This is a genomic window from Candidatus Sodalis endolongispinus, from assembly GCF_018777395.1.
Lineage (GTDB): Bacteria > Pseudomonadota > Gammaproteobacteria > Enterobacterales > Enterobacteriaceae > Sodalis_B > Sodalis_B endolongispinus.
This window is the reverse complement of sequence record NZ_JAFJYC010000002.1, coordinates 29,133-52,918: the sequence shown is the minus strand read 5'-3', so window position 1 is coordinate 52,918 and position 23,786 is coordinate 29,133. Positions and strand designations below refer to the sequence as shown.

At 58.6% G+C, this 23,786-nt stretch carries 21 protein-coding genes and 6 pseudogenes; 21 read left to right on the top strand and 6 right to left on the bottom strand.

Annotation, left to right across the window (positions count from 1 at the left end):
* Positions 1 to 719 precede the first annotated feature (719 nt).
* The 16 genes and pseudogenes from JZM24_RS13390 to JZM24_RS13315 all read left to right on the top strand — a co-directional run bounded on the left by JZM24_RS13390 (position 720) and on the right by JZM24_RS13315 (position 12,626).
* Positions 720 to 2,255 (top strand): annotated as a pseudogene (locus tag JZM24_RS13390) (ABC transporter substrate-binding protein).
* A gap of 50 nt (positions 2,256 to 2,305) precedes the next feature.
* A complete protein-coding gene (locus tag JZM24_RS13385; RefSeq protein ID WP_215670260.1) occupies positions 2,306 to 3,250 on the top strand; it encodes an ABC transporter permease in 945 nt (314 codons plus the stop codon).
* Positions 3,247 to 4,101 carry an ABC transporter permease gene (locus tag JZM24_RS13380; protein WP_215670258.1) on the top strand — a complete coding sequence of 285 codons (855 nt, stop codon included), beginning with the start codon at positions 3,247 to 3,249 and terminating at the stop codon, positions 4,099 to 4,101. Before JZM24_RS13385 ends, JZM24_RS13380 begins: the two co-directional genes overlap by 4 nt.
* On the top strand, positions 4,101 to 5,294 hold the full coding sequence (locus tag JZM24_RS13375; protein ID WP_215670256.1) for an amidohydrolase/deacetylase family metallohydrolase: 1,194 nt from the start codon (positions 4,101 to 4,103) through the stop codon (positions 5,292 to 5,294). Before JZM24_RS13380 ends, JZM24_RS13375 begins: the two co-directional genes overlap by 1 nt.
* The gene (locus JZM24_RS13370) at positions 5,291 to 6,310 is read left to right on the top strand and encodes an ABC transporter ATP-binding protein (protein WP_215670254.1); all 1,020 of its coding nucleotides are present in this window, start codon (positions 5,291 to 5,293) and stop codon (positions 6,308 to 6,310) included. Before JZM24_RS13375 ends, JZM24_RS13370 begins: the two co-directional genes overlap by 4 nt.
* Positions 6,307 to 7,281 carry an ABC transporter ATP-binding protein gene (locus JZM24_RS13365; RefSeq protein ID WP_246580060.1) on the top strand — a complete coding sequence of 325 codons (975 nt, stop codon included), beginning with the start codon at positions 6,307 to 6,309 and terminating at the stop codon, positions 7,279 to 7,281. Before JZM24_RS13370 ends, JZM24_RS13365 begins: the two co-directional genes overlap by 4 nt.
* A complete protein-coding gene (locus JZM24_RS13360) occupies positions 7,278 to 7,769 on the top strand; it encodes a RidA family protein (protein ID WP_215670252.1) in 492 nt (163 codons plus the stop codon). The genes JZM24_RS13365 and JZM24_RS13360 overlap by 4 nt, the downstream gene beginning before the upstream one ends.
* A 110-nt stretch (positions 7,770 to 7,879) precedes the next feature.
* Positions 7,880 to 8,035, top strand: a complete 156-nt coding sequence (locus JZM24_RS13355; RefSeq protein ID WP_215670250.1) for a hypothetical protein — start codon at positions 7,880 to 7,882, stop codon at positions 8,033 to 8,035.
* A gap of 15 nt (positions 8,036 to 8,050) precedes the next feature.
* Complete coding sequence (locus JZM24_RS13350) at positions 8,051 to 8,650, top strand: aminotransferase class V-fold PLP-dependent enzyme (protein WP_215670248.1); 600 nt, start codon at positions 8,051 to 8,053, stop codon at positions 8,648 to 8,650.
* Between the two features lie 2 nt (positions 8,651 to 8,652).
* On the top strand, positions 8,653 to 8,877 hold the full coding sequence (locus JZM24_RS13345) for a hypothetical protein (RefSeq protein WP_215670246.1): 225 nt from the start codon (positions 8,653 to 8,655) through the stop codon (positions 8,875 to 8,877).
* Between the two features lie 35 nt (positions 8,878 to 8,912).
* On the top strand, positions 8,913 to 9,539 hold the full coding sequence (locus JZM24_RS13340; protein ID WP_215670244.1) for an IclR family transcriptional regulator: 627 nt from the start codon (positions 8,913 to 8,915) through the stop codon (positions 9,537 to 9,539).
* 61 nt (positions 9,540 to 9,600) lie between these two features.
* Positions 9,601 to 9,762 carry a hypothetical protein gene (locus JZM24_RS13335; RefSeq protein ID WP_215670242.1) on the top strand — a complete coding sequence of 54 codons (162 nt, stop codon included), beginning with the start codon at positions 9,601 to 9,603 and terminating at the stop codon, positions 9,760 to 9,762.
* Between the two features lie 166 nt (positions 9,763 to 9,928).
* Positions 9,929 to 10,723, top strand: a complete 795-nt coding sequence (locus tag JZM24_RS13330) for a MipA/OmpV family protein (RefSeq protein ID WP_215670240.1) — start codon at positions 9,929 to 9,931, stop codon at positions 10,721 to 10,723.
* Positions 10,724 to 10,727: 4 nt separating this feature from the next.
* A complete protein-coding gene (locus JZM24_RS13325; protein WP_215670238.1) occupies positions 10,728 to 11,420 on the top strand; it encodes a response regulator transcription factor in 693 nt (230 codons plus the stop codon).
* A gap of 185 nt (positions 11,421 to 11,605) precedes the next feature.
* A complete protein-coding gene (locus JZM24_RS13320) occupies positions 11,606 to 11,857 on the top strand; it encodes a hypothetical protein (RefSeq protein ID WP_215670236.1) in 252 nt (83 codons plus the stop codon).
* Positions 11,841 to 12,626 carry a sensor histidine kinase gene (locus tag JZM24_RS13315; RefSeq protein ID WP_215670234.1) on the top strand — a complete coding sequence of 262 codons (786 nt, stop codon included), beginning with the start codon at positions 11,841 to 11,843 and terminating at the stop codon, positions 12,624 to 12,626. The genes JZM24_RS13320 and JZM24_RS13315 overlap by 17 nt, the downstream gene beginning before the upstream one ends.
* Positions 12,627 to 12,990: 364 nt before the next feature.
* Here JZM24_RS13315 and JZM24_RS13310 read toward each other — a convergent pair whose 3' ends face one another.
* The 6 genes and pseudogenes from JZM24_RS13310 to JZM24_RS18745 form a co-directional block, all read right to left on the bottom strand.
* Entirely contained in the window at positions 12,991 to 13,851 is an 861-nt protein-coding gene (locus tag JZM24_RS13310; RefSeq protein ID WP_215670232.1) for a ketose-bisphosphate aldolase, read from the bottom strand.
* A gap of 5 nt (positions 13,852 to 13,856) precedes the next feature.
* A pseudogene (locus tag JZM24_RS19475) lies at positions 13,857 to 14,878 on the bottom strand (PTS fructose transporter subunit IIC); the annotation flags it as partial.
* Between the two features lie 95 nt (positions 14,879 to 14,973).
* A pseudogene (locus JZM24_RS19775) lies at positions 14,974 to 15,262 on the bottom strand (PTS fructose transporter subunit IIB); the annotation flags it as partial.
* 174 nt (positions 15,263 to 15,436) lie between these two features.
* Entirely contained in the window at positions 15,437 to 15,910 is a 474-nt protein-coding gene (locus JZM24_RS13300) for a PTS sugar transporter subunit IIA (protein ID WP_215670230.1), read from the bottom strand.
* Positions 15,907 to 16,572, bottom strand: a complete 666-nt coding sequence (locus JZM24_RS18750; protein WP_312885015.1) for a BglG family transcription antiterminator — start codon at positions 16,570 to 16,572, stop codon at positions 15,907 to 15,909. Before JZM24_RS18750 ends, JZM24_RS13300 begins: the two co-directional genes overlap by 4 nt.
* Positions 16,573 to 16,590: 18 nt before the next feature.
* Positions 16,591 to 17,439 (bottom strand): BglG family transcription antiterminator, encoded by an 849-nt coding sequence (locus JZM24_RS18745; RefSeq protein ID WP_246580057.1) that lies wholly within the window; start codon positions 17,437 to 17,439, stop codon positions 16,591 to 16,593.
* A 797-nt stretch (positions 17,440 to 18,236) separates the two neighbouring features.
* On the opposite strand from JZM24_RS18745, the pseudogene rikA reads away from it, so the two are divergent.
* The 5 genes and pseudogenes from rikA (at position 18,237) to JZM24_RS13270 (ending at position 23,657) form a co-directional block, all read left to right on the top strand.
* Positions 18,237 to 19,454, top strand: a pseudogene (gene rikA, locus JZM24_RS13290) (putative transcription factor/ribokinase fusion protein RikA).
* A gap of 555 nt (positions 19,455 to 20,009) precedes the next feature.
* The gene (locus JZM24_RS13285) at positions 20,010 to 20,963 is read left to right on the top strand and encodes a siderophore ABC transporter substrate-binding protein (RefSeq protein ID WP_215670229.1); all 954 of its coding nucleotides are present in this window, start codon (positions 20,010 to 20,012) and stop codon (positions 20,961 to 20,963) included.
* Positions 20,964 to 20,969: 6 nt separating this feature from the next.
* Positions 20,970 to 21,935 (top strand): annotated as a pseudogene (locus tag JZM24_RS13280) (ABC transporter permease).
* Positions 21,925 to 22,902: pseudogene (locus JZM24_RS13275) on the top strand (iron chelate uptake ABC transporter family permease subunit). Before JZM24_RS13280 ends, JZM24_RS13275 begins: the two co-directional pseudogenes overlap by 11 nt.
* Entirely contained in the window at positions 22,899 to 23,657 is a 759-nt protein-coding gene (locus JZM24_RS13270) for an iron ABC transporter ATP-binding protein (protein WP_215670228.1), read from the top strand. Before JZM24_RS13275 ends, JZM24_RS13270 begins: the two are co-directional and overlap by 4 nt.
* The last annotated feature ends 129 nt before the right edge of the window (positions 23,658 to 23,786 follow it).

Below are 23,786 nucleotides of genomic sequence, written 5' to 3'. Positions count from 1 at the left end.
TCTGCAATAATGGAATAGCCTAAAATAAGTGACTCGCGCCAGACGGATTAATATATCTCTGTTAATGCAGCAGCAAAAAGATGTCAGCCGCGCGGCCGGCATGCGTTCTGTAATTATGGAATGGGATAATGAAATCTTATATTTAACCCATCGCCTTGAATAACGGGCGCGGCAGCGAAACCGCGAGAGAACAGCCATGAATGGGCACTATTTTCAATACATTACCTATAACCTCTAAACTGGCAGCGCTGGTGTTACCCTACTTTCATCCTATGCGGCATAAAACTTTTTTGTCAACCCGCAATATTCTCAGGTTTGCCATTTTCGCCATATTCTTCTTCCACTCCAGCGGCGAGGCATCTTCTTTATTGGAAATAAACGTAACGGCAAAACGTTAATTTTATGCCGCTGCAAAATTAATTATCGCAGCCTGGCTGGACCACTGATGCTTAATTTGTGATGAAACCCTGGTTTTCCCCTCCCTGCCAGTGCCACATTATGATTTTCCCCTTTTATCTTGCCCGATAATAACGAAAAGCGTGCAAAAAAAGAACGTATCGCCGGAAAAATAAAGTGGAACCTGTGAGAAAGGCGGCAAAAACCGATGCTGAAAAACAAAGAGGGTTGACGATTAATTGCCGCTGTGTCATTACAAAAAAAGCAATCACTTAGTTACGTCATATATTCCATTATAATGTAATACTGAATGAGGCAAAATAATGTCGAAGCTGTTGCGAACGATTTTGTTGGCCTGTTTGACGGTGGGCGCTTTCAGTAACGGTGCCCTGGCAGCGGCGTCAAAAGGCGGCGTTATTGATGTCGCCACTATCGGCGAGCCCCCCACGCTCGATCCCATGGTCTCAAGCGCCGATTTGGTCGGCACGATTTCCCAGCATATTTTTGAAACTCTTTACACTTTCGACAGCCAATGGGGACTGGTGCCACTGCTGGCGCAAAGCATGCCCACGATTTCCCCCGATGGTAAAACCTATTTGATCCCCCTGCGCCACGGGGTGAAATTCCATGATGGCAGCGCGATGACCGCCCGGGATGTGCAGGCTTCGCTCGAGCGCTGGATGCGCATCGCCAACCGCGGTCGGCAAACCGCCAACGTCGTCGACAGTCTGAGCGTCCCCGATGATTTCAGTATCAAGATAACCCTTAAGCAGCCTTACGCGCCCTTGCTCGCTCTGCTGGCGCTGAACAACTCGGCGGCGGTTGTCCTGCCCGCGCGTCTGACCACCCAGGATCCGCTGCGCGAGTTCATCGGTACCGGGCCCTATCGGCTGCAGGCGCACGTCACCGACCAGTATATCTAACTGGCGCGCTTCGACGGTTACACCTCGCGCACCGAGGCGCCCAACGGCTATGGCGGCGCGCGCCATCAGTATCTTGACGAGATCCGTTTTGTGCCGGTCCCTGACGCCAACACCCGCGTGGAAGGCGCGGTTTCAGGACCATTCGCTTATATCGATTCGCTGCCGGTACAGTCCCTGGCGCGCATTCAGCAGGGCAAAAGCAAGCCGGTTATTTTGAAACCGTTCGGCTGGCCGGTGTTGATGATGAATATGCGCCAGGGGGAAATGGCCAACCTCGCCTCGCGCCGGGCGGTACAGGCGGCGCTGGCGCCGCAGGATATGCTGATGGCCGCCTTCGGCACGGCGGATTTCTTCACCGTGGACGGTGCCATGTATCAACCGGGTTTTGTCTGGCATACCACGGCCGGCACCGAGCCTTATAAACCGATGGGCGATAACGCCAAGGCCAGCTCTCTACTGAAGCAGGCAGGCTATGACGGCAAGCCGATTCGTATTTTGACCAGCCGCCAGTATGAGTTTCACTACAAAATGGCCCAGGTGGCACAAGCCTATCTAGAAGCGGCCGGCTTCAAAGTGCAACTGGACGTGGTGGAATGGGCGACGCTGACCCAAAACCGCGCCGATCCGGCCAAATGGGACATTTTTATTACCCATAGCCCTTTCCTGCCGGAACCGTCGCTGACGGGGATGTTGTCCGACGACTCGCCGGGCTGGTGGAGTAGCGAAACCAAACACGCCGCGGTCGATGCGTTTAATCGCGAGGCAGACCCGAAAAAACGCGTCGCGCTGTGGGCCTTGGTACAACAGGCTATCTACAACGAGGTACCGGCGTTCAAAGTGGGCGACTTTAATAGCCTTATCGCCCAATCGCCGACGCTGGCGGCGGTCGTGCCCTCCCCCTGGCCCTATTTCTGGAATGCGTATTTGGAGAAGTAATTCACCCTGGGCGGCATCCGGCGACGGTTGCCCAAGACGGAGGATCCGCCGTGTTTCGTTCAACACTGAAGCGCATTATTGGCATGCTGGTGGTAATGGCGCTGGTGGTGACGATTGTCTTTATCATCGTCCGCGTCACCCCCGGCGATCCGGCCGCAGTCATGCTGGGCCCCGACGCCAATGCCGCCGACATCGCCGCGCTGCGCGAGCGGCTCGGCCTTAATGCCCCGTTGCCGGTGCAGTTTATGCATTACCTCGCCGGCATCGCGCAGGGGGACCTGGGCCAGTCGATCTTCTTAAATATTCCGGTCACCGAAGCGTTAACCCAACGCGCAGAGCCGACGTTTTTTCTCACGCTGTTCGCGCTCGTTATTGCCTCGTGCATCGCGCTGCCTATCGGCGTGCTCTCCGCTTATTACCGGGGCAGTTGGTTCGACCAGGTTACCACTACGGTGTCGATGTTGACCGCCAGCATCCCGTCATTCTGGCTGGGCCTGCTGTTAATCCAGTTTTTCGCCGTCAGGCTCGGCTGGTTCGATACCTCTGGCTATGGCGGCCCGGGCGCCGGTTTCGGCACGCGTCTGCACCATCTGGTGCTGCCGGCGCTGTCGCTGGACGCCGTGAGCTCGGCGCTTATTCTGCGCTTCACCCGCGCCAGTATGCTGGATGTCCTTAACGATGATTACGTGCGCACCGCGCGCGCCAAAGGGATGAGCGAGTGGCGGGTCGTCATCCGCCACGCCTTCAAAAACGCCTTGATCCCGGTATTGACCGTGCTCGGTCTGACCGCCGCGCTGCTGGTGTCCGGCTCCATTGTGACCGAAACGGTTTTCGGGCTGCCGGGCGTCGGCAGCCTGATGGTATCGGCGGTGCTGCGCCGGGATTATCCGGTCATTCAGGGTACGCTGCTGGTGATTTCCGGGCTATATGTCCTTATCAATTTTCTCATCGACATGCTTTATCTGTGGGTGGACCCGAGGGTGCGCTTCTCATGACGTTAACCGTTTCCACCGCCGCCAGACGGGACAATTTTTTCTGGCAACTGCTCAACCGGCCCGCCTGCGCCGCCGCGCTGGTGCTGTTGCTTTTGATCATGGCGACGTCGCTGGCCGCCCCTTGGCTTGCGCCATACCCGCCGGCCAAGCTGTCCATCATGAGCCGGCTGTCGGCGCCGGGGCTAAGTCACTTCTTCGGCAGCGATGAGCTGGGGCGGGATGTGTTCACCCGCATGTTGTATGCCGGCCAAACCTCGGTCATGGTCGGGGCGGCGGTGGTAGTTTTTGCCACCCTGGCGGGTATTGTGCTCGGCCTGGCCGCCGGCTACTTCCGCCGGCTGGATACCCCTGTTTCGCGCCTTATCGACGCCATGATGTCCTTCCCCGATATCCTGCTCGCGATTGCTTTGGTGGCGGCGCTGGGGCCGACCGCCGTGAATGTCATCATTGCACTCGGCACGGTCTACATGGCGCGGGTGGTGCGCGCCTCGACGCTGGTGGTGCGCGAGCTGCCCTATGTGGAGGCGGCCAAAGCGCTCGGCGTCCCCACGCCGATGATCCTGCTGCGGCATATCCTGCGCAATATCGCCTCGCCACTGCTGGTGCAGGCTACGTTCATCTTCGCCAACGCCATTCTGGCCGAAGCCGGATTGTCTTTTCTCGGCGTCGGCATTTCGCCAGATATTCCCACCTGGGGCACCATGATTAGCCAGGGGCGGCAATATATGGATGATGCGCCCTGGATAATGCTGTTTCCCGGCCTGGCTATCTTGCTGACGGTGATCTCCCTGCAATTGCTGGGCGACGCGCTGCGCGATTGTCTCGATCCCCGATTGTCAAAAGGTGCCTGATGACTGTCTTCGCTAATGCTCCCCTTACGCCATTACTGCTGCGCGCAGTCCGACCCATCGGCTTTGACCGTGCCGCAACGCCCGCCAATGCCCAGATGGATATCCTTATCGGCGCCGACGGTTGTGTTGAGGCGTGCGCGCCGCGGCTTGACACCGTCGCGGCGCAGACGCGGATCATTGACGGCGACGGCGCCTGGATTTCCCCCGGTTGGACCGATCTGCATACCCATGTGTGGTACGGCGGCACCGATATTTCCATCAAGCCGACGCTGGTGGACGCCGGTTCGGCGGGTGAAGCCAATTTTCACGGGCTGCGAGAGTGGATCATCGACCGGGCCGATGAAGAAATTTACGCGTTTTTGAATATCGGTTCCATCGGACTGGTGGCCTGCAACCGCATCAGCGAGCTGTCGACGATGAACGACATTGACGTCGACCGCATCGCCGCCACCGTTGAGGCCAATCGCGACCGTATCGTCGGGTTGAAAGTGCGCGCCAGCGGCGTTATCAGCAAAGGCTGGGATCTGGCGCCGCTGAAACTCGGCAAGAAACTTGGCCGGGTGCTTAAGCTGCCGGTCATGGTTCACGTGGGCGAACCGCTGCCGCTGTATGACGACGTGCTGAGCCTGTTGGGCGAGGGGGACATCATCACCCACTGCTTTAATGGAAAAATCGGCGGCTTCATTCTGGAGGATGAGGATCTGTTCCGGCTGGTCGAGCAGGCGCGCGACCGCTGGATTGTCCTCGATGTCGGACACGGCGGCGCGTCCTTCTCTTTTGAGGTAGCGCGCGCGGCGCTCAGCCGCCAGCTGTTGCCGCAGACCATTTCCACCGATATTCATGGGCATTCTATCGACGGCTCGGTGTGGGATTTTCCCACCACCCTGTCCAAACTGCTGGCGCTTGGCATGCCGTTGGAGCAAGTGATTATCGCCGCCAGCACCGCGCCGCGCCGGGCCATCAACCGTCCCTACGGCGAGCTGCTGGCCGTCGGCAGCCGCGCCAATTTTACCCTGTTCCATTTGCTTGACGATACGCTGCGGGTGAAGGATTCCAAAGGGGTGGAAAGCGTATTGCATCAGGTGTTCGACCCGCGCTATGCGGTCATCGGCGCCCGCGCTTGGCCGTCCAGCCGCTATCGGCCGCAGGTAAAAGCGCATGCCGCCTGCCCTCATTGCGGATGGAAGGCATGAGCACCGGTCTGGCCGCCGATACCCTGCTCGCCGTCAGGGATCTGCGCACCCTCTTCAGCACCCGCCATGAGACGGTGACGCCGGTCGATGGCGTCACCTTCAGCCTTAAACGCGGGCAAACGCTGGCGGTGGTGGGGGAATCCGGCTCTGGCAAATCCGTCACCAGCCTGTCCATTATGGGGCTACTGGGGCGCAACGGCCGCGTCAGCGGCGGCGAGATACTGTATCGCGACCGCCAACAGCAGGTACACAACCTGCGCACACTAACCCATGCGGCCTATCGGCGTATCCGCGGCGCCGAAATTGCCATGATTTTCCAGGAGCCGATGACCAGCCTGAATCCGCTGTTTACCGTAGGGGATCAAATAGCGGAAATGCTGCGCCTGCATCAGCCCATGGAGCGACGCCAGGCCCGTGAACGGGCGCGGCAAATGCTGGAACGCGTGGAAATCCCGGCCGCCAGCGCCCGGCTGGACGATTACCCGCATCATCTTTCCGGCGGCATGCGCCAGCGGGTGATGATCGCCATGGCGCTGGCCTGTAATCCGTCATTATTAATTACCGACGAACCCACCACCGCCCTGGACGTAACTATCCAGGCGCAGATTTTGGACTTACTGCGCCGGCTGCAGGCGGAGCTGGGCATGAGCATCGTTTTCATCACCCATAATCTGGGGGTGGTGGCGGAGATAGCCCATGATGTGGTGGTGATGTACGCCGGGCGCGTGGTAGAGCACGCCCCGGTGGAAAAGATTTTTCGCCATCAGCGCCACCCTTATACCCGCTGCCTGATGGCCTGCACCCCCAATCCGCGGCGCGATATCGGCGCCGACGTGCTACGCCGCCGGCTGGATGCCATTCCCGGCAGCGTGCCAACACTTAGCCAACTGCCCCCCGGCTGCGCCTTTGCCACGCGCTGCCCGTTGCGGCAAGCCGCCTGTCAGCAAGAAGTGCCGGCGCTATTGCCGGTAGGCGAGACCACCTTTTCCCGCTGCCTGCGAAGAGAGGAACTATGACCCGCGATGAACGGTGGATGGCCCCCGACCAGGATCCGGTCCTGCTTGAGGTCGACGGACTGTCTAAAACCTTCCCCACCCGCCACGGCGCCAAGGTATATGCGGTGCAGGATCTCTCGTTTAGCGTGCGCCGCGGCACCACCGTCGGGCGCAGCCTGCTGCGCCTGATTGAACCCAGCGGCGGCCGCATCCTATTTGATGGGGTGGATTTGCTGCGCCTCAGCCGGCGCCAAATGAACCGGTACCGGCGCGATATGCAGATTATTTTCCAGGATCCCTATTCCAACCTGAATCCGCGCCTGCGGGTAAGCGACATTCTCGGCGAGGCGCTCAATACGCGCGGGTTTCCCCGCGGTGCGCGCCTGGCGCAGCGGGTCGCGGAGCTTTTAACGCTGGTGGGCCTGCAGCCGGAACAGGCGAACCGTTTCTCCCACGAATTTTCCGGCGGCCAGCGCCAGCGCATCGGCATCGCCCGCGCGCTGGCGGTAGAGCCGAAATTTATCGTCGCCGACGAGCCGGTCTCGGCGCTGGATGTGTCGGTACAGGCGCAGGTGCTTAATTTATTGGGCGATCTGCAACGCGCCCTCGGCCTGACGGTACTGTTTATCGCCCACGATTTAAGCGTGGTGGAGTACTTGTGCGATGAGGTGATCGTCATGTATTTGGGTCGCATTATGGAAAGCGGCCCCTGTAGCGAGGTCTATGCACGGCCGCGCCATCCGTATACCCAGGCGCTGCTGTCCGCCGTGCCGGATCCGGCCGCCCGCCGGCAGCGTATCCCGCTTTCCGGCGATATTCCCAGTCCTGCCAACCCGCCAAGCGGCTGCGTTTTCCGTACCCGTTGCCCCCACGCCGAGGCGCGTTGCGCCGAAAATATGCCCCGGCCCGAAACGCTGGGCAACGGCCACCGGGTCAGTTGTCTTCGCCATAGGGAAATCAATCAGTCCGCTTTTTTGGAGCACGCGTTATGAATCAGGTTACCTCTTCCCTGCCGCCGGCAGTGACCCCTTATCAGCGCCTGGCGGCCAGGGGAATTACTTTGCCCGCCTCGCCGGCCCCCGTCGCCAATTTCGTCTCCCATGTCATCGTCGGCAACCTGCTGTTTTTATCCGGTCAGGGGCCCGTCGAGGCCGGCGGGGTGAAACACACCGGCAAAGTGGGGCACGACGTCAGCGTCGGCGATGCCTACCGGCATGCCCAGCTTACCGGCGTCAATCTCTTGGCGGTGATCCACGAGGCTCTTGGCGATCTGGGCCGCCTCACCCGGGTGGTGAAACTGTTCGGCATGGTGAACGCCGCCAGCGACTTTCATGCCCATCCGCAGGTGATCAATGGCTGCTCGGACCTGATGGTGGATGTGTTCGGCGGCACGGGCGTGCATGCCCGTTCCGCCGTGGGTTTTGCCTCTCTGCCCGATCAGATTACCGTCGAGATCGAGGCGATTATCGCTTTTGAATAAGCGGGCGGGCGTGAGCACACAGCCGATGTCAATAATGGGTCAGGCGTGAGCACACAGCCAATTTGAAGAATGGGTCGAGCGTTAGCACCCAGCAAAAAAAGGAGCGTTCCGTGAGCAGCAACGATAATCAGTCACCCCGTCCCTTGCGGCCGGCCATCAATGTCTCGGGCACCATGACGTCGCTGGGAGCATCTATCGTGGTCCCGGAGGCTATCGCAGCTATGACCCGCATTTTGCCGCAGTTCGTTGAAATGGCCGACCTGTAGCGCCACGCCAGCCAGGTGATTGCCCGGCTTACGGGCGCCGAGGCGGGCTTCATTACCGCCTCCTGCGCCTCGGGCATCTCGCTCGCGGTGGCCGGCTGCATGACCGGCGATGATCTGGCCGCCATCGAACGTCTGCCGCAGGCGCCGCTCGACAAAAACGAGGTGATCATCCAGGCCGGACATTTGGTGAATTACGGCGCGCCGGTGGCGCAGTCGATTTGCCTGACCGGCGCCAAAGTGGTCAGTATCGGCCAGGCCACCAGCGCCTATCCCTATCACCTGTCGGGGGCCATCAATGAACGCACCGCGGCGGCGGTGTATGTCGTCTCCCATCACGTGGTCGAATATGGCCAGATCCCGCTGGAGGTGTTTTGCCAGGTCGCTCATCAATACGGCGTGCCGGTGATTGTCGATGCTGCATCGGAATACGATCTGCAAAAATTTTTGCGTCAGGGCGCGGATATCGTGCTGTATTCCGGCCATAAATTTCTCGGCGGTCACACCTCGGGCATCGTGGCCGGCGACAAACAGAGAGTACGCAGCGCCTGGCTGCAAAATCGCGGCATAGGGCGTGGCATGAAGCGGATCCCACCGCCAATCCCCTGCATCGTCTGAAAGTGAGCATTGACCCCAGCGCCGCGCGCATCAGCGCCTGGGATCTGGCCGACGCGCTGGCGGCCGGCGCGCCGCCGGTCATTGTGCGCGATCACCTGGTCGAGCATGGGTTTTTCTACCTTGACCCCTGTAATTTGCACGATGATCAAGCGCAGCAAGTGCTGGCGCGGATCCAGGCGGAACTGACGTGGGCGCAGCAGGCGGCCATCACCCGCTGGCCAGATTGACCGCCGCGCAGACCCTTTCCCCACAGGAGGCCGCTATGAGTAAACCCGTACCGCTGTCCAATCTCGATGGCGCCAAGCGCCGCGTGCGCACCAGCGGCGTCGATCGTGCGCTGCAGATCCTCGATTGGCTACAGCGGCAACAGCACCCCGCCACCTCCTATGAAGTGGCGAAGGGCGTCGGCGCGCCGCTCTCCACCATTTATTCGGTGGTAGACGATCTGGTGGCAAAAAACCTGCTTGAGCGCCAGGAAAACGGCACCGTCTGGCTGGGCGCGCGCCTGTATCATTATGGCCTGACCTATGCCCGCAACCTCAATCTGCTGAGCGTCGCCACCGAGGAAATGCTGGCCCTGAGCGCCTTGTGCGGCGAAACCGTGCAAATTTGCGGTCGTGACGACGATAAAATGGTGGTGCTGGCGATGGCCGAAGGGCGCGATCATTTTCAGGTCAGTTCCCGCGTGGGTACCCGCATTCCGCTTAACTGGTCGGCGTCGGGCCGGCTGCTGGCAGGGCATTTGCCGCTGGCGTACCGTTTGGCGTTGTTCAAGCGATCGGCCCAGACGTTCGCCGACCGGCAGCGCCGAAACCAGCGCGGCGACGCTGGCAACAAGTGCGCCGAAGGCCCTGGCGAACCGGTTATCGGTGCAGTTCGGGGAGTCTGATTTCTCCGTCGCTTGCATCGCGTCGCTCATTTGCGATCCGGCCGGCGTTTGCCATGCCACTGTGTCAATCGTGGTGCCGGCCAATAAAGTAGCCCAGACGGAATTGGATTTGGCCAATCGCGTGTGCCGCAGCGCCCAACAGGTGAAAATTCGTCTCGTCTGGCGCCAGCCGGTCTGGGCCGACGGCCGACGGCGTATCTTGCCCTTCACGCCCGGCGGCTAACAACACGTCCAGTCCTCCGCCCCACCGGCTGACGACGCGTCTTGCCCTCACGCCCGGCGGCCGCGCGCCGGGCGTTTCTTATATTTACCTTTCCACTGCACTAGTAAGGAACCGGTAAGGAAAGCCACAGGATAATCGGCTTTTTGGAACAGGGAATGAGGACATCATGTTACTTTCTCGCGCAGATCCACGCCGCTGGATGGCCGTTATATTGCTTACCGGCACCGGCGTTTTGCCGGCCCATGCCGCCGACGCAAACGGCAGTCCGGCGGCGGCGGAAGACGAATCGCATTGGGGCCTGGGCCTGGGAAACAGTCTTAAGCGCAGCCCTTATCGCGGGGTCGGCACTGACGCCGGCGTGTTGCCGCTGCTGAGCTATGAAAACCGTTACCTGCGGTATTTCGGCACCACGCTGGACGCTAAACTCCCCTCCGCCGGACCGGTGGATTTCGCCGTGCGCGCGCAATATCGCCTGGGCGAGGGGTATAAAGCCTCGGACGCGGATTATCTTGACGGGATGGCGGAGCGAAAAGGCGGCCTCGCGCTGGGTTTGGCGACCACCTGGCACAACCCTTTCGCCGAAGTCTCGCTGGAATGGCTGCGCGCCACCGACAACAGCAAAGGCAACCGCGTAACGGTCGCGGTCGAGCGCACATTCGATTATGATAGTGACTTACACTTTACACCTTATATCGAAGTGCAACGCGCGGACCTCAAGGATGTTGATTACTACTTCGGCGTCAGGGACAGCGAAAGCCGGCCCGATCGCGCGACCTACGACGGTAAGGCCAGCACCAACATCAACGGTGGCCTGCGAATGGCTTACGCCCTCACCCGGCATCAGCATCTGTTACTCGACGTCGGTATCCGCTATTGGGGGTCCGGCGTCACCGACAGTCCTCTGGTCGATCACGATGCATCCCCTTCGCTGCGCCTGGGCTATCTCTATCGCTTTGAGTGAAATTATGTCAACCAATCGGGTGGCGCTGTTGGAAGATAATGCACGTATGGCGCTGCTCATAGGCCGGGCCCTGGCCCATGCCGGTATTCAGGCCGATGTGTTCGGCCGGATTGAACACGCCTGGCAGGCCATCACTCAGGGCGCCTATGCCGTAATCATTGTCGATCGCAGCGTGCCGGACGGTGACGGTCTGGATTTGGTCAAACGGCTGCGCACGCTGGGCGTTGCCGTTCCCTGCCTCATGGTGACGGCGCGTGACGCCCTTAATGATCGTATTGAAGGGTTGGAATCCGGCGCCGACGATTATCTGGCCAAACCCTTTTCTCTTGAAGAATGCGTGGCGCGGGTACGGGCGTTGATGCGCCGCCCGCGCGCGTTAACCAGCCTGACGCCGGCCTTTGCCGGCATCACCGTCCTGCCCGAACAGGGCTGCATGAAACAGGGTCAGGCGTCGGCGACGTTACCGCCGGCCGAGATGCAGATCCTGCTGGCGCTGGTTCAGGCGTCCGGCCAGGTCGTCAGCCGCGGTCGGCTGGAAGCCGCCGCCTGGGGGCTGGGCGAAGGCGTAACGCCCAACGCACTGGATGTCGCCGTGCACCGCCTGCGGCGCAAAATCGCCGCGGTCGGCGCCGTGGCGCAAATTGTCAACCTGCGCGGCCAGGGTTTTGCGCTGCAGGCCGGCCATGAAGGCCAATAGCCTTACCGCCCGGCTGTTGGTGGCAACCACCCTCGCGCTGATGGCGACCATGGCGTGCATCGCCCTGGTAACCTATGTCTTGATGACCCATTTTCCCCGGCTGCTACTGGAAGCCGATTTCCGCTCCAATGCGACGCACGTCAGCGATGGCTTATTGTATGATGCCGCGGGCAAGCCCATTGCGCTTGACCTGCCAACGGGGCTTGGGCAGCGCCTTCGCCGCCTTGAAACAAGACGTGCTGTATCGTGTCCTGAGCGCTCAAGGGGAGGTGCTGCTACCGGCGGAGCAGCAGGCGCAGGCCTTTACGCTGCCGGGGATGGCGTTCGATCCCACCCTGACCCGCTTTGATATCATGCAAGAGGGTCAGTTGCTGCACGTCGCCACCTTTCCTCTGACGCGGCCCCAGGGTGCACTATTATGTGCAAATTGCGCGTAGCGAGCGTTTCCAGCAGGCCCTGACCCATAACGACGGCGACAACGCACGCCAAGTGGCGCTGGCGACAACCTTTTTTGCGCTGGCGGTGTTTATCATCATTGTCTTTTATACCGTCAATCGCATACTGAAACCGTTACACGCCGCCTCGCAGGCCGCCGCGAGCATTACCCCCGGTAATTTGCATACCCGGCTATCGACTCGGGGAATGCCCAGCGAACTGCTGCCGATGATAAACGCCCTGAACGCGGCGCTGGAGCGACTCGCCGTCGGTTATCACGTGCAACAGGAATTTCTGGCGGCCGTGGCCCACGAGCTGAAAACACCGCTGGCGTTGATGCAGGGGACGATTGAGTTGGGTGATTCGCCAGATCGGGCGATGCTGATGGCCGATATCGACGGCATGTCCCGTCAGGTGCAGCAATTATTGCAACTGGCGGAATGCAGCGAGGCCCATAATTATACCATGGCGCCGACGGACGCCGCAGTCGTGGTGCGGGACGCTATCGCCAAACTTGCGCGTCTGGCGCAAAGCCGCGGCGTGACGTTCGCAACGCCGCAACTGACCTCGCCTTGCCCGATCCGGGCAGACCGCGGCGCGCTGTACATTTTGCTACGCAACCTGCTGGAAAATGCCATTCAGCACGCGCCCTGGGGCAGTCGGGTCGAGGTGGCGATGACGGCGTATGGGTTGTCGGTACGCGATCACGGTCCGGGCATTCGCGCGCAGGATCTGCCTATGCTGTTTCGCCGCTATTGGCGCGGTATATAGACCGAGGGCGGCGGAACGGGACTGGGGCTGGCGATTTGCCTGCAGATTGCCGGCACCCATGCCTGGACGCTCTCGGCGCAAAACGCCGATCCCGGCGCCCGGTTTCTGGTCGATTTCCACCCGGCAAGTCCGGCCGCCGGCCTGACGCCGCCTGCATCGGCGTAACGGGACACCCGCCCTGCCAGGGCCGGCCACCGCACGTTGCCGCACGCCGGTCCGATGCGGATTACCGGACCGCCCCATACCGCGCCGACACCGCTGAGGCCCCGGCGCTAACGTCGCAAGGCAACGAGTCGGTCTTGATCACCTGCCCGCAACGCCCCTCCCGTTGACGCGGATCCGCGACCGGATGCAGGCCTACACATTAGCGGTACAGCGCCGCCTTACCCACCGAGCCGAACAGCGTCATTTTCGCCGCCACCACCTCGCTCGCCGCCTGCATCGGCTTGAGGAACAGCGCGTTAGGCTCATGTCCCCCCTGTTTCAGCTCGTCTTCCAACGCCACGAAAAACGCTTTTTTCATATCGCTCGAAATATTAACCTTGCCGACGCCAAAACGAATCGCTTCAGCCACCTCGCTGTCCTTATTACCCGATCCGCCATGCAAGACCAGCGGGATCGTGACCGCCTGGCGAATTTGCCGCAAACGCGCAATATCCAGTTGCGGCTGCTTGCCGCGCGGGTACAGCCCGTGCGACGTGCCAATCGCCACCGCCAGCGTATCCGCGCCGGTCTCACGTACGAAAATCGCCGCCTCCTGCGGATCGGTATACAGAATTTCTTCTCTGCCCCCCTCCGCGCTGCCGGTCATCATTCCGATGGTTCCCAGCTCTGCTTCCACCGAAATATTCAGCGTATGGGCAATCTCCACAATCTTGCGGGTCAGCGCAATATTCTGTTCAAACGGCTGCGCGGAGGCATCCATCATGACCGAGGTAAACCCGGCATAAATCGCTTTCATCACCTCTTCCAGCGTACGGCCGTGATCCAAATGGATAACGACCGGCACGCGCGCCTGAATGGCCAACGTACGCAGATAGCCGATAAATTCCGGCCCGGTAAAGGCCATTTCATCCGGGTGGATCTCAAGAATTAACGGCGACGCCAGTTTTTCCGCCGTGGCCACCGCCAGACGGCCGAATTCAGCGCTGGCGATATTGAACGCGTCCACGCCGAATTTGTGCTCTTGGGCAACCTTGAGTAAGTCTGTCATGTTGTAAAGCATCGGTATTATCCTTGTTTAACGGGAATGGAAACGTCTTTTTTGATGCACAGCAGAATCAGCGCGGTCAAAACACTGCCGGCGGCGATGGCCAACAGATAGCCGGCAACATGGGTGATGACGTTAGGAATGAAAATGACGAAGATGCCGCCGTGCGGCGCCCGGGAGGCGCAGCCGAGCATCATCGACAATGCGCCCGCCAATCCCGACCCGGCAACAATGGCCGGGATCACCCGCAGGGGATCGGCGACGGCGTAGGGGATTGCGCCTTCGGTAATAAACGACAGGCCGAGGATATAGGTGACCTTGCCGGTTTCGCGCTCCTGCTCGGTGAATTTGCGGCGAAACAGCGTGGTGGCCAGCGCAATGCCGAGCGGCGGCACCATGCCTGCCGCCATGCAAGCGGCAATCGGTCCGTAGATACCGCTCGACATCAGGCCAATGGCAAACATGCAAACCGTCTTATTAAGCGGCCCGCCCATATCAAATGCCACCATCATGCCGAACAGCAAACCGAGAATGGCGGAATTGGTATTGCCTAGCGAGTTAAGAAATTCGGTCAGCCAGCCCAGCATAACTTTGATAGGCTCGCCGATCAAAAGCGCCATCAGCGCGCCGGTCAATAGCACGCTCAACAGCGGTACGATTAAAATCGGTTTTAAGCCGGCCACGGCTTTCGGCAACGTGACATAATCGACGATAAGTTTGGTGATGTAGCCCGCCAGAAATCCGGCGATAAGCGCCCCGAGGAAACCGGAGCCGGTATGAATCGCCATCATGCCGCCCACTGCTCCCGCCACCATGCCCATTTTGCCGCTTATCGACTGGCTTATTCCCAGCGATAAAATGGGCAGCACCAGCGCAAAGGCCGAACCGCCGCCGATATCGGACAGCATTTTGGCTATTGGGCTAAAATGTGCGTCGCCGCCGTGATACCAAAGGAAAAACTCAGCGCAATAAGAATGCCGCCGGCGATGACAAACGGGATCATTAAATTGACCACGGTAATCAAATGCACATAGATTTCAGCAATGGCAGAGCGCGGTGGGGCGTCATCGCTCCTGGCCTCCGTCCGGCCGCCGTCCTGGGCGGTCGGCAGCAGGTGCGGCGTCAGCTCGCCGGCGATAATCGCGTTTAATAGCCCTTCGGCGTCTTTGGCCGCACGGGTCACCGAGACGTCGATGACCTGTTTATTGACAAAGCGCGACATATCGATTTTTTTGTCGGCGGCGACCAATACAATGTCAGCCTGTCGAATATCCTCCAGGGTGAAAATATAGTCTCTTTCCACGGCCCCTCGTGTTTCCATCAATAGCGACAATCCCAATTTCGATGCTGCTTTCTTCAGATTACTTTCGGCTAAATAGGTGTGGGCGACACCCGTCGGACAGGCGGTAATAGCAATGATGTTCATATACGTTCTCCAATAATAAGGAAACGATTTTATTTATATTTATTTGGCGGCACAGCGTTGGCGAACACGCGTGCGTACGCCTGCTACTTTACCGGTTGTGATCGGTGCGCGGGCTAAACCGCGACCTTTTTTCACCTTTGTTAACAACGTTTCAGGTTTATGAGTTATTGCGCGTCACGCGCCCGAGTGGGCGAGCAATAACGCAAACATCTCCTCGCGGCGCTTGACGTTTAGCAATTTCTCCACCACCTCTTCATCCCCTAACGAAATGGATATTTTGGCCAAAATTTTAATATGCCCGGCATTTTTGTCCGTTTCTTTCACCGCAAATAGAATTACCAGACGCACTTGGGTACCGTAGATGGTTTCCCAGGTAATATTTTGCCGCAATCGCCCCACGGCAATGCGGGTTTTCGCCACCGCGACGGATTTCCCGTGCGGGATGGCAATATGATTTTCGAATCCGGTAGAGCCTTGTTCCTCGCGCAAATAGACATCTTTGAGAAACACCTCTTTATTGGTGATGGCGCCGCTGCGGCACAATAGATCGGTCAACGCCGAAATAATTTGCTCTTTGCTCTGGCAATCGGCATCGAGAATAATACAATCTTCCTGCAGCACGTCATCAATGGCGACAGTGGTATTCATAGGTCTTCTCCCTTCTCGGTAATGGTTGAATCGGATACCAGGCATTCGGTGACCCGCGCGATATCTTTCGCCGAAAATAGCGCCGACACGTACACCACCGGTTTTTCCAGAGGCTCCAGCCGGATGGTGGAGATCACCACATCGCACTCGTGGCGCTGTAAGGATTCGGCGATATTCTTCCCTGGCACGATATCGATAATTTTCCAGTCCGGGAACGCGCGGATGATGCGTCCAGACAGCAATTGCGAGGTGCCCAGGCCGCTTGAGCACACCAGTAATACGCGTTTGACCTTAATACTGTTTTCAATTGCCGCCTGAAGATGCACCGTAAGATAGGCCACTTCGTCGTCGTTTATTTCGTCCAGCGCCTCTTCCTGGCATAGCTGGTTGATGACGGTCTTCACGGCGGCAAAAACACTGCCCAATTCCGTTTTGATCTCATGCAACAGCGGATTTTTGATGCGGATATGGTAAGTCAACCGGTTAAGCATCGGTTTGATGTGCGACGACAAGGAACGCAGCAGGTCCTCGTCGAGCGTAATCGCCACTTTGATGCGCCGGGACACGCGATCGACCAGCGCTCGCGCGAACACCGTTTCACGCTCAGAGACGGGCCGGTCGGCGTGTGGCGAAATGTCCCCTCCCGCTTTGCCCGACGACACCAGATATTGATAAATCGATTAGGACTCTTCCGCCACCAGCGTCGTATGGTAGGCCTCTTCGATGCGTTCGATGACCGCCAGGGAAACGCGCCAGGCGTGTGGGTCGTGCACCTTGACCCGTACCGGGCGCGCATCGGTCCGCGGCGGCGGCGACTGGCTACGGTGAATTAGCACCAGGATGTGGGTAAACAGATTGATATAATAAGGATCGCTGATAATGTAATTCAGCTGCTGTTCAATAAAACTTATCAGTTGCAGGGTAAAATGGACAGCCTGCTCGCCAAACTTGGCCGAAAGTTCGCGAAGTGTGGCCTCGTCCAACCGACTTTCCATCGTATCCTGGTGTGCATAAATTGACTTCAGTACCAATGCTTTCATGGCGACGCGAATATTATAATCTGTGCCTTTAATACTGGTCCCCGCTCTGCTTTTGATTAATTTCAGGTCAAATTGCTGCAGCCAGGACTCCAGTGATTTGAAATCATTCACAATAGACGCCCGGCTGATAAAATATTTATCTGCCAGTTCACTAATCGAGCTACTGTGCGGAGACAACATTAACAGATCGGAGGCAATTTTTAACGTTCGTACATTACTGTGGAAATCGTCGTTTTCGCTAAAAAACAGACGCCGCGCGGAAATCTCCGACTCGACATCGGCAAATTTAATTGTGATCCCGCGCCCATTTTTACCCACCACCTGAATGCCCTGCGCTTGCATTTTATCATTCATGTCGGCAATGTCCCGCCGGAGAGTCCGTGTGGGAATTGCGGTTTTTGCCGAAAGACGGTTAAGGCTCAGATAGCTATTATGGGAGATCAGCTGTTTTAAAATGGTGTATTGCCGCTCAGTCAGAGCTTTCATCATGGTTAGGTTCCGTTCATTGCCAGGGGGACGACGGGTTAGGCTCATCTAAACAAAGCACCGTCTTGCTGTAAATATTAAAAAGTGGCCACATGGTGGCGCGAATGTTGACCATCAGCAGCCGCCATCAAGCTCAAAATTGATCCCCCTCGCGCATATAGGGATGGCCGCGCGGTATAGGTTGAGGAAGATAAAACAAACAGACCTTCTTCGGTAAACTAATCTGCGCTGATGCCTATCGCCGCCGGCAAATCTAATTACCGCGCATTTCCCGATGGCCTCTCTATGTCGCGTGGCGATGCCACCCCGCCCCCGCCGTTGGTCTTACACCGCCAGCCGTCTGACGCCATGCTTCTTCAGGCATTCGCGCCCTGGCGCAACCCTGCCCGCCGTCACGCGCAGCCACCCCCGCCGTTGGTCTTACACCGCCTCAGCCGTCTGACGCCGTGCTTCTTCAGGCATTCGCGCCCTGGTGCAACCCGGCCAGCCGTCACGCGCAGCCACTCCCGTCGATCGACTCAAACGGCCTCAGCAGGCTGAGGTCCGGGACGCGGCCAGAGCCGCTAGTGGATTCAGCATGATCCGGTGGGCGCAGCAGGTGGTGCCCTCTGGCCCCGGTCGACACGGCGGCGGGGGGAGGCCTTGCCTGCGCCACCCGCCCTCAGGACCGTTTGTGCCGCTGGGCATAGGCTTTCGTGCCCTGGAGAAATTTTTGTTTTTTTGTTTCCCGCCGCCTAAGTTGTGGCGGTTCACAGTTTTTTTACTGTTCATTGCGGATACTGTCTGTACTGGAGATAACGATGATTAATAAAGCAGCGCGACACGAAAAAATGTATAGATTTCTTCGGAAGAACGGCCGGGCGACGGTGAATTTTTTGGCATCCTATCTTAATGTGACCCGCGAAACCGTTCGTAGTGATTTAACCTCCCTGGAACAGGAAGGGCTTAGTATTCGCTTCCACGGCGGCGCCCGGCTTTCACCTATTACCGCCAAAGAGAATGTCAGTGCTTCGGCAAGAAGAAATATTAGCGCATTATTGAGAACGCTTAATCGCGAGCAGGAATGGATTATGAGCGATACGCAAAATCATACCGGCCGGGGTAAGGTATGCATACTCGGCTCCTTTAATGTGGATATTGTGGCGCGGGTCGAGCGTTTTCCCAAAAGCGGCGAAACGCTTATCGCCAGGGAAAATACTTTAGGCCCGGGCGGTAAAGGCTGCAATCAGGCTATGGCGGCCTTCAATGACGACGCCAAAGTGCATTTTGTCGCCAAAGTGGGTACCGATCAATTCAGCCAGTTTGCCCGTAATCATGTCAAGTCGTCAGGCATAGAATCCTATACGCCATATCAGACCGCGGAACATCCAACCGGCAGCGCGGTGATTTATGTGTCGGAGCAGGACGGTGAAAACATGATATCCAGCGCTCCCGGCGCCAATCAAACAATTACCCCCGAGTAAATTAACGAATTATTACCGGAGCTGGACAGCGCCACCGTGTTATTAGTACAGCTTGAAAATAATATTGACGCGGTCGGTAATATAATCACTCTGGCACATACGTTACATAAAACGGTGATCCTCAACCCCGCACCGTATTCCCCGGACATTATTCCTTATTTGCCGAAAGTAGATATTCTGACGCCAAATGAAACAGAAGCCAGCCTGCTGGCAAACAGTGAAGTGACCGATATCAACAGCGCCACGCGTGCGGCGAAAATTATTTTAACCCTTGGGGTAAAAAACGTCTTGATAACGCTAGGCAGTCAGGGCGTGTTGTTGGCCGAAAACGGCAAATTTACCCACCTGCCGGCGATACCCGCCGTCGTGGTCGATACCACCGTGGCAGGCGACTCGTTCAATGGCGCGTTGGCCGCCTCTTTGGCCAACGGCAAAGATCTCCTGCAGGCCGCGCACTATGCCGCCGCTTTCGCCTCTCTGGCCGTGGAGCACGAGGGCGCGGCGAATATGCCGAGCCATCAGGCGGCGCTGCAGCGCCTGGCGCAACAGCGCTGAGGCGGCGCTTTCCATTCATTTTTTTATGAGGTAATTGATTCACAACCGCCGCTGGCGCTGAACCCGTTTATCGCCGTGATGCCGATGAGCATGTGGCGCTAAGATGACCACCAAAGTGCACCGCACGCCAGCGCAATCGAGGCCAACATGCAAGGCCACCCATCGCCATCAACACACAGAGAAACAACCGCCGCCGGTATTCTATGCCCTGTTGCCACCATGCCAATGTTTTTGCTGTTTACACTGTCGGCACTCTCAACACATTCGGCACTGTCGGCAGGAATTCTTCCGGTACGCCTGCGCTTTCTGATCGATAGCGTGTCCGCGCAGCTGTTTTAGTACGCGCAGTGGTTACTGGTCAATTTTCTCCTCACCTGACTCGCCTGCGGCCCCATAATGCCATTGCCAGGGCGCGGTAAGTATTTTTCCCTGCTTTGGCAGGCAAGGTTGGCTGGTCTTCGCGGCGCAATCCCGGTATGATTTGCGGATCGATGCTAATGCGAATTATTAACATTATTAACCGTAACCGGAGTAACTGTTTTCCCAGGAGAGAAAATGCGTTTATTTGTCGTTTTTGCTTCAACGTTGCTGGGCGCGCTGCTAACACTGACCGGCTGTGACAACGGCCCCGCCGACAAGCCTCACACCGCCACCCTGACCATCGACCATGCGCAAGGCAGCACCACGGTACCGCTTAATCCGCAAAAGGTGATTATTCTAAAACCGATGATGCTGGATAATGCCGATGCACTGGGCATTCCCGTGGCGGGGGTGCCTCAGACCAGCAGCCACTTGCCGCCGTTTCTGGCGAAATATACCGGCCATGACTATCTTAATGCCGGCACGCTGTTTGAGCCGGATTATGAAGCCCTGAGCAACGCCCGGCCAGACCTGATTATCGCCGGCGGGCGCGCCCATGACGCCTATGACAAACTCAGCGAAATCGCCCCGACCATTATCCTCGATATCGATCCCGAGCATTTCATGGCCAGTATGAGCCAGCGCGTGCAGCAATTGGCGTCAATCTTCGGCAAACAACAGCAAGCGACAACACTGCTGAATAACTTCCAGGACCGCATTAAGCAAATCAAAGCCCAGGCGGCGCAGGCCGGCAACGCGATGGTGGTGATGGTCAGCGGCGGCAAAATGTCCGCCTATTCCCCCGGTTCACGTTTTGGTTTTCTGTTTGACGAGTTAGGCTTCCAGCCCGCGACGGCGTTTACCGAGACCGGGCCGCACGGGCGCATCGTGACGGCGGAATTTATCTCACAGGCGGATCCCGCCTGGCTGTTCGTTCTCGATCGCGATAACGCTATCGGCCGCGCCGAGTGGCAGTCGGCGCAGCAGGTGCTGGATAATGCGCTTATCCACCGCACCCGGGCCTGGCGCGATAAACACGTCGTCTATTTTGACGCCGCGTCGCTGTATATCGCCGGCGGGCTGCAGAGCTATGACCAATTGCTGGACAAGATCAGCGCAACGCTGGCACAGCCGCAGGCGGGGCAGTAATTGACGCTGGCTAAACCCCTTACCGTCTTTACGGGCCTGGCGGTGCTGCTGGGCCTTATCGCCGTCAGTCTGTTTGTCGGGGTCGGGCACGTTTTGCCGGCGACGCTGTTTAGCTGTCCCGCCGCGCGCGAGATCTTTTTGCTCAGCCGCGTGCCGCGCACGCTGGCCCTGTTGCTGGCGGGTAGCGCCATGAGCGTCGCCGGGCTCATCATGCAAATGTTGACGCAAAACCGCTTCGTGGAGCCGACTATCGCCGGCGGCACCACACAATCGGCAAGCCTGGGGCTGCTGCTGGTGATGATCGTCGCACCGGGCGCCCCGCTGAGCGTCAAAATGGGCATCGCCACGCTGTTCGCCCTCGGCGGCACGGCGCTGTTTATGCTGCTGTTGGGGAGCATGCGCATGAAATCGCCGCTGATGGTGCCCCTCACCGGCATTATGCTGGGCGCGGTATTCGGCGCTGTCACCACCTTTTTAGCCATGGAGTTCGACCTGCTGCAATCCCTGGCGGGCTGGTAATCCGGCGATTTTTCCGGCGTCATTCAGGGGCGCTATGAACTGCTGTGGATCGTCGGGGTACTGACCGTGCTGGCCAGCCTCATCGCCGATCGCTTCACGGTGGCGGGGCTGGGGGTGGACGTCTCTACTAACGTCGGTCTGAACTACCGCCGGGTCATGCTCACCGGTATGGCGCTCATTGCGGTGGTCAGCGGTGTGGTGGTGGTGGTTGTCGGCGTGCTGCCGTTTCTCGGGCTGATTGTGCCCAACGTCGCCAGTATCGCGCTGGGCGATAATCTGCGGCGCACGCTGCCCTGGGTCAGCCTTGGCGGCAGCGCGCTGGTGGTGTTGTGCGACACGCTGGGTCGCCTAATAAATTATCCGTTTGAAATCCCCGCCAGCGTCATTCTGGGGGTGATCGGCGCCGGGGTGTTTCTGTTGCTTATCATGAGGAGCGATCATCATGTACGCTGAGCCGTCCTTGTCGTCGCGGACCGCTTTCCCGGGCCGGTGGCGTCTTCTGAGCCTGCCGGCGCGACGCCTGTTGCTGCTGGCCCTGGCGTTTATCCTGTTATTTATGACCGTCAATCTGCACGGCAATATCCGCTACATCCTGGTTCACCGCGCGCAGATACTGGCGACCTTGCTGTTGGTGGCCTTCGCCGGCGGGATTGCTACCCTGCTGTTTCAAACGGTCACCCATAACCGCATTTTGACGCCCCCGGTCATGGGCCTGGAAGCGTTGTTTATTCTATTGCAGACGGCGATGGTGTTTTTCGTCAACGTGCAAGGGCTAGCGTTGCTGGGCGCCGCCGGCAAATTTGCGGTGGAGACGCTGTTGCTGGTCGGCTTTTCGTCGTTATTATTTCGTTGGTTGCTCGGCGGCGTCGGCGTCAATTTGCATCGGGTGCTACTGGTCGGTCTGGTTTGCGGCACCCTGTTTCGCAGTCTGGCGACGCTGTTACAGCGTCTGCTGTCGCCGGGGGAATTTGCCATTTTCAAAGCCGCCTGTTCGCCACTTTCACCCGTGCGACGCCGGAGATTTTGTCGGTAGCCGCCGTGATTATCTTCATCGTGGCGGTGGTGGTCTGGCGTATGCGCTTTGAGTTGGACGCCATACCGCTCTTAATCTCGGCATCGCCTATCGCCCGCGGGTGACGCTGATTTTATTGCTGGTGGCGCTGCTGGTGGCGGCCTCCACCGCCCTGGTAGGACCATTGACCTTTTTTGGTCTGCTGGTCGCCAATCTGTCCTACTCGCTGATAGGGTCAGCCACCGCTATCTCCTGCCCGGCGTAGTCCTGCTGGGTACGGTGATGCTGGTGGCGTGACAGCTGATTCTTGAGCGCCTGTTGCATATGGCCGGTACGCTTTCCGTGGTGATTGAATTTGTCGGCGGCGCGCTTTTCCTTTATTTGCTGATTAAAAAGGCAGCGGTGTGATAAAAATCGATAAGGTGGTGAAAAACTACCGCCATGTGTCCGTTCTTAACCAGATTACCGCCACCTTACCCCGCGGCGGGATTACCGCCATCATTGGCGCCAACGGCGCCGGGAAATCCACGTTACTGTCGGTCATGGGGCGGCTACTGACGCCGGAGGGCGGCAGCGTTAGCGTTGACGGCCACGATGTGGCGAAAACACCGGGCGCAACCCTTGCGACGCTACTGTCCATCCTGCGCCAGGAGAATCATTTCACCAGCCGCATGACGGTATATGATCTGGTCGGTTTCGGCCGCTATCCCTACTCGCACGGCCGTCTTACTGCGGACGACCGCCGTCATATTGCCGCCGCGTTGGCGTTTTTGCAGCTCACGCCGCTGCAGGACCGCTATCTGGATGAGCTCTCGGGCGGTCAGCGTCAGCGGGCCTATATCGCCATGGTACTGTGTCAGGACACCGACTATGTTCTGCTGGATGAACCGCTAAACAATCTGGATATGAAACACAGCGTGGCTATGATGAAACAACTGCGCCAGGCCGCGGATACGCTCGGTAAAACCGTGGTGCTGGTGATCCACGATATCAATTTTGCCTCCGCCTATGCAGACCATATCATCGCGATGAAAGATGGCGCCATTGTGCATCGCGGGCCGCCGGCGGCAGTCATGACGCCGGCGGTCATCGCCGACATTTTCGATACCCAAGTCCATATCGAGCATATCCAAGGACAATACGTCGCGGTGTATTATCGCTGACGGCGCACTTGGTGCCGGGGCTGGCTGACCTCGCCGTCGGGCAGTATGCCCGGGTGCGGGTTCCGGCACTATCCCTTTAGCATACTGCGCGGTCCAATCGTCTGGCTTCCCGGCCGTCGGCTGGCGTTT

Coding starts and splice junctions, on each gene's coding strand:
- JZM24_RS18745 (WP_246580057.1), bottom strand. CDS start 17,439: ATGATGAAAGCTCTGACTGAGCGGCAATACACCATTTTAAAACAGCTG.
- JZM24_RS13375 (WP_215670256.1), top strand. CDS start 4,101: ATGACTGTCTTCGCTAATGCTCCCCTTACGCCATTACTGCTGCGCGCA.
- JZM24_RS13360 (WP_215670252.1), top strand. CDS start 7,278: ATGAATCAGGTTACCTCTTCCCTGCCGCCGGCAGTGACCCCTTATCAG.
- JZM24_RS13310 (WP_215670232.1), bottom strand. CDS start 13,851: ATGCTTTACAACATGACAGACTTACTCAAGGTTGCCCAAGAGCACAAA.
- JZM24_RS13370 (WP_215670254.1), top strand. CDS start 5,291: ATGAGCACCGGTCTGGCCGCCGATACCCTGCTCGCCGTCAGGGATCTG.
- JZM24_RS13300 (WP_215670230.1), bottom strand. CDS start 15,910: ATGAATACCACTGTCGCCATTGATGACGTGCTGCAGGAAGATTGTATT.
- JZM24_RS13285 (WP_215670229.1), top strand. CDS start 20,010: ATGCGTTTATTTGTCGTTTTTGCTTCAACGTTGCTGGGCGCGCTGCTA.
- JZM24_RS13330 (WP_215670240.1), top strand. CDS start 9,929: ATGTTACTTTCTCGCGCAGATCCACGCCGCTGGATGGCCGTTATATTG.
- JZM24_RS13340 (WP_215670244.1), top strand. CDS start 8,913: ATGAGTAAACCCGTACCGCTGTCCAATCTCGATGGCGCCAAGCGCCGC.
- JZM24_RS13365 (WP_246580060.1), top strand. CDS start 6,307: ATGACCCGCGATGAACGGTGGATGGCCCCCGACCAGGATCCGGTCCTG.
- JZM24_RS13325 (WP_215670238.1), top strand. CDS start 10,728: ATGTCAACCAATCGGGTGGCGCTGTTGGAAGATAATGCACGTATGGCG.
- JZM24_RS13380 (WP_215670258.1), top strand. CDS start 3,247: ATGACGTTAACCGTTTCCACCGCCGCCAGACGGGACAATTTTTTCTGG.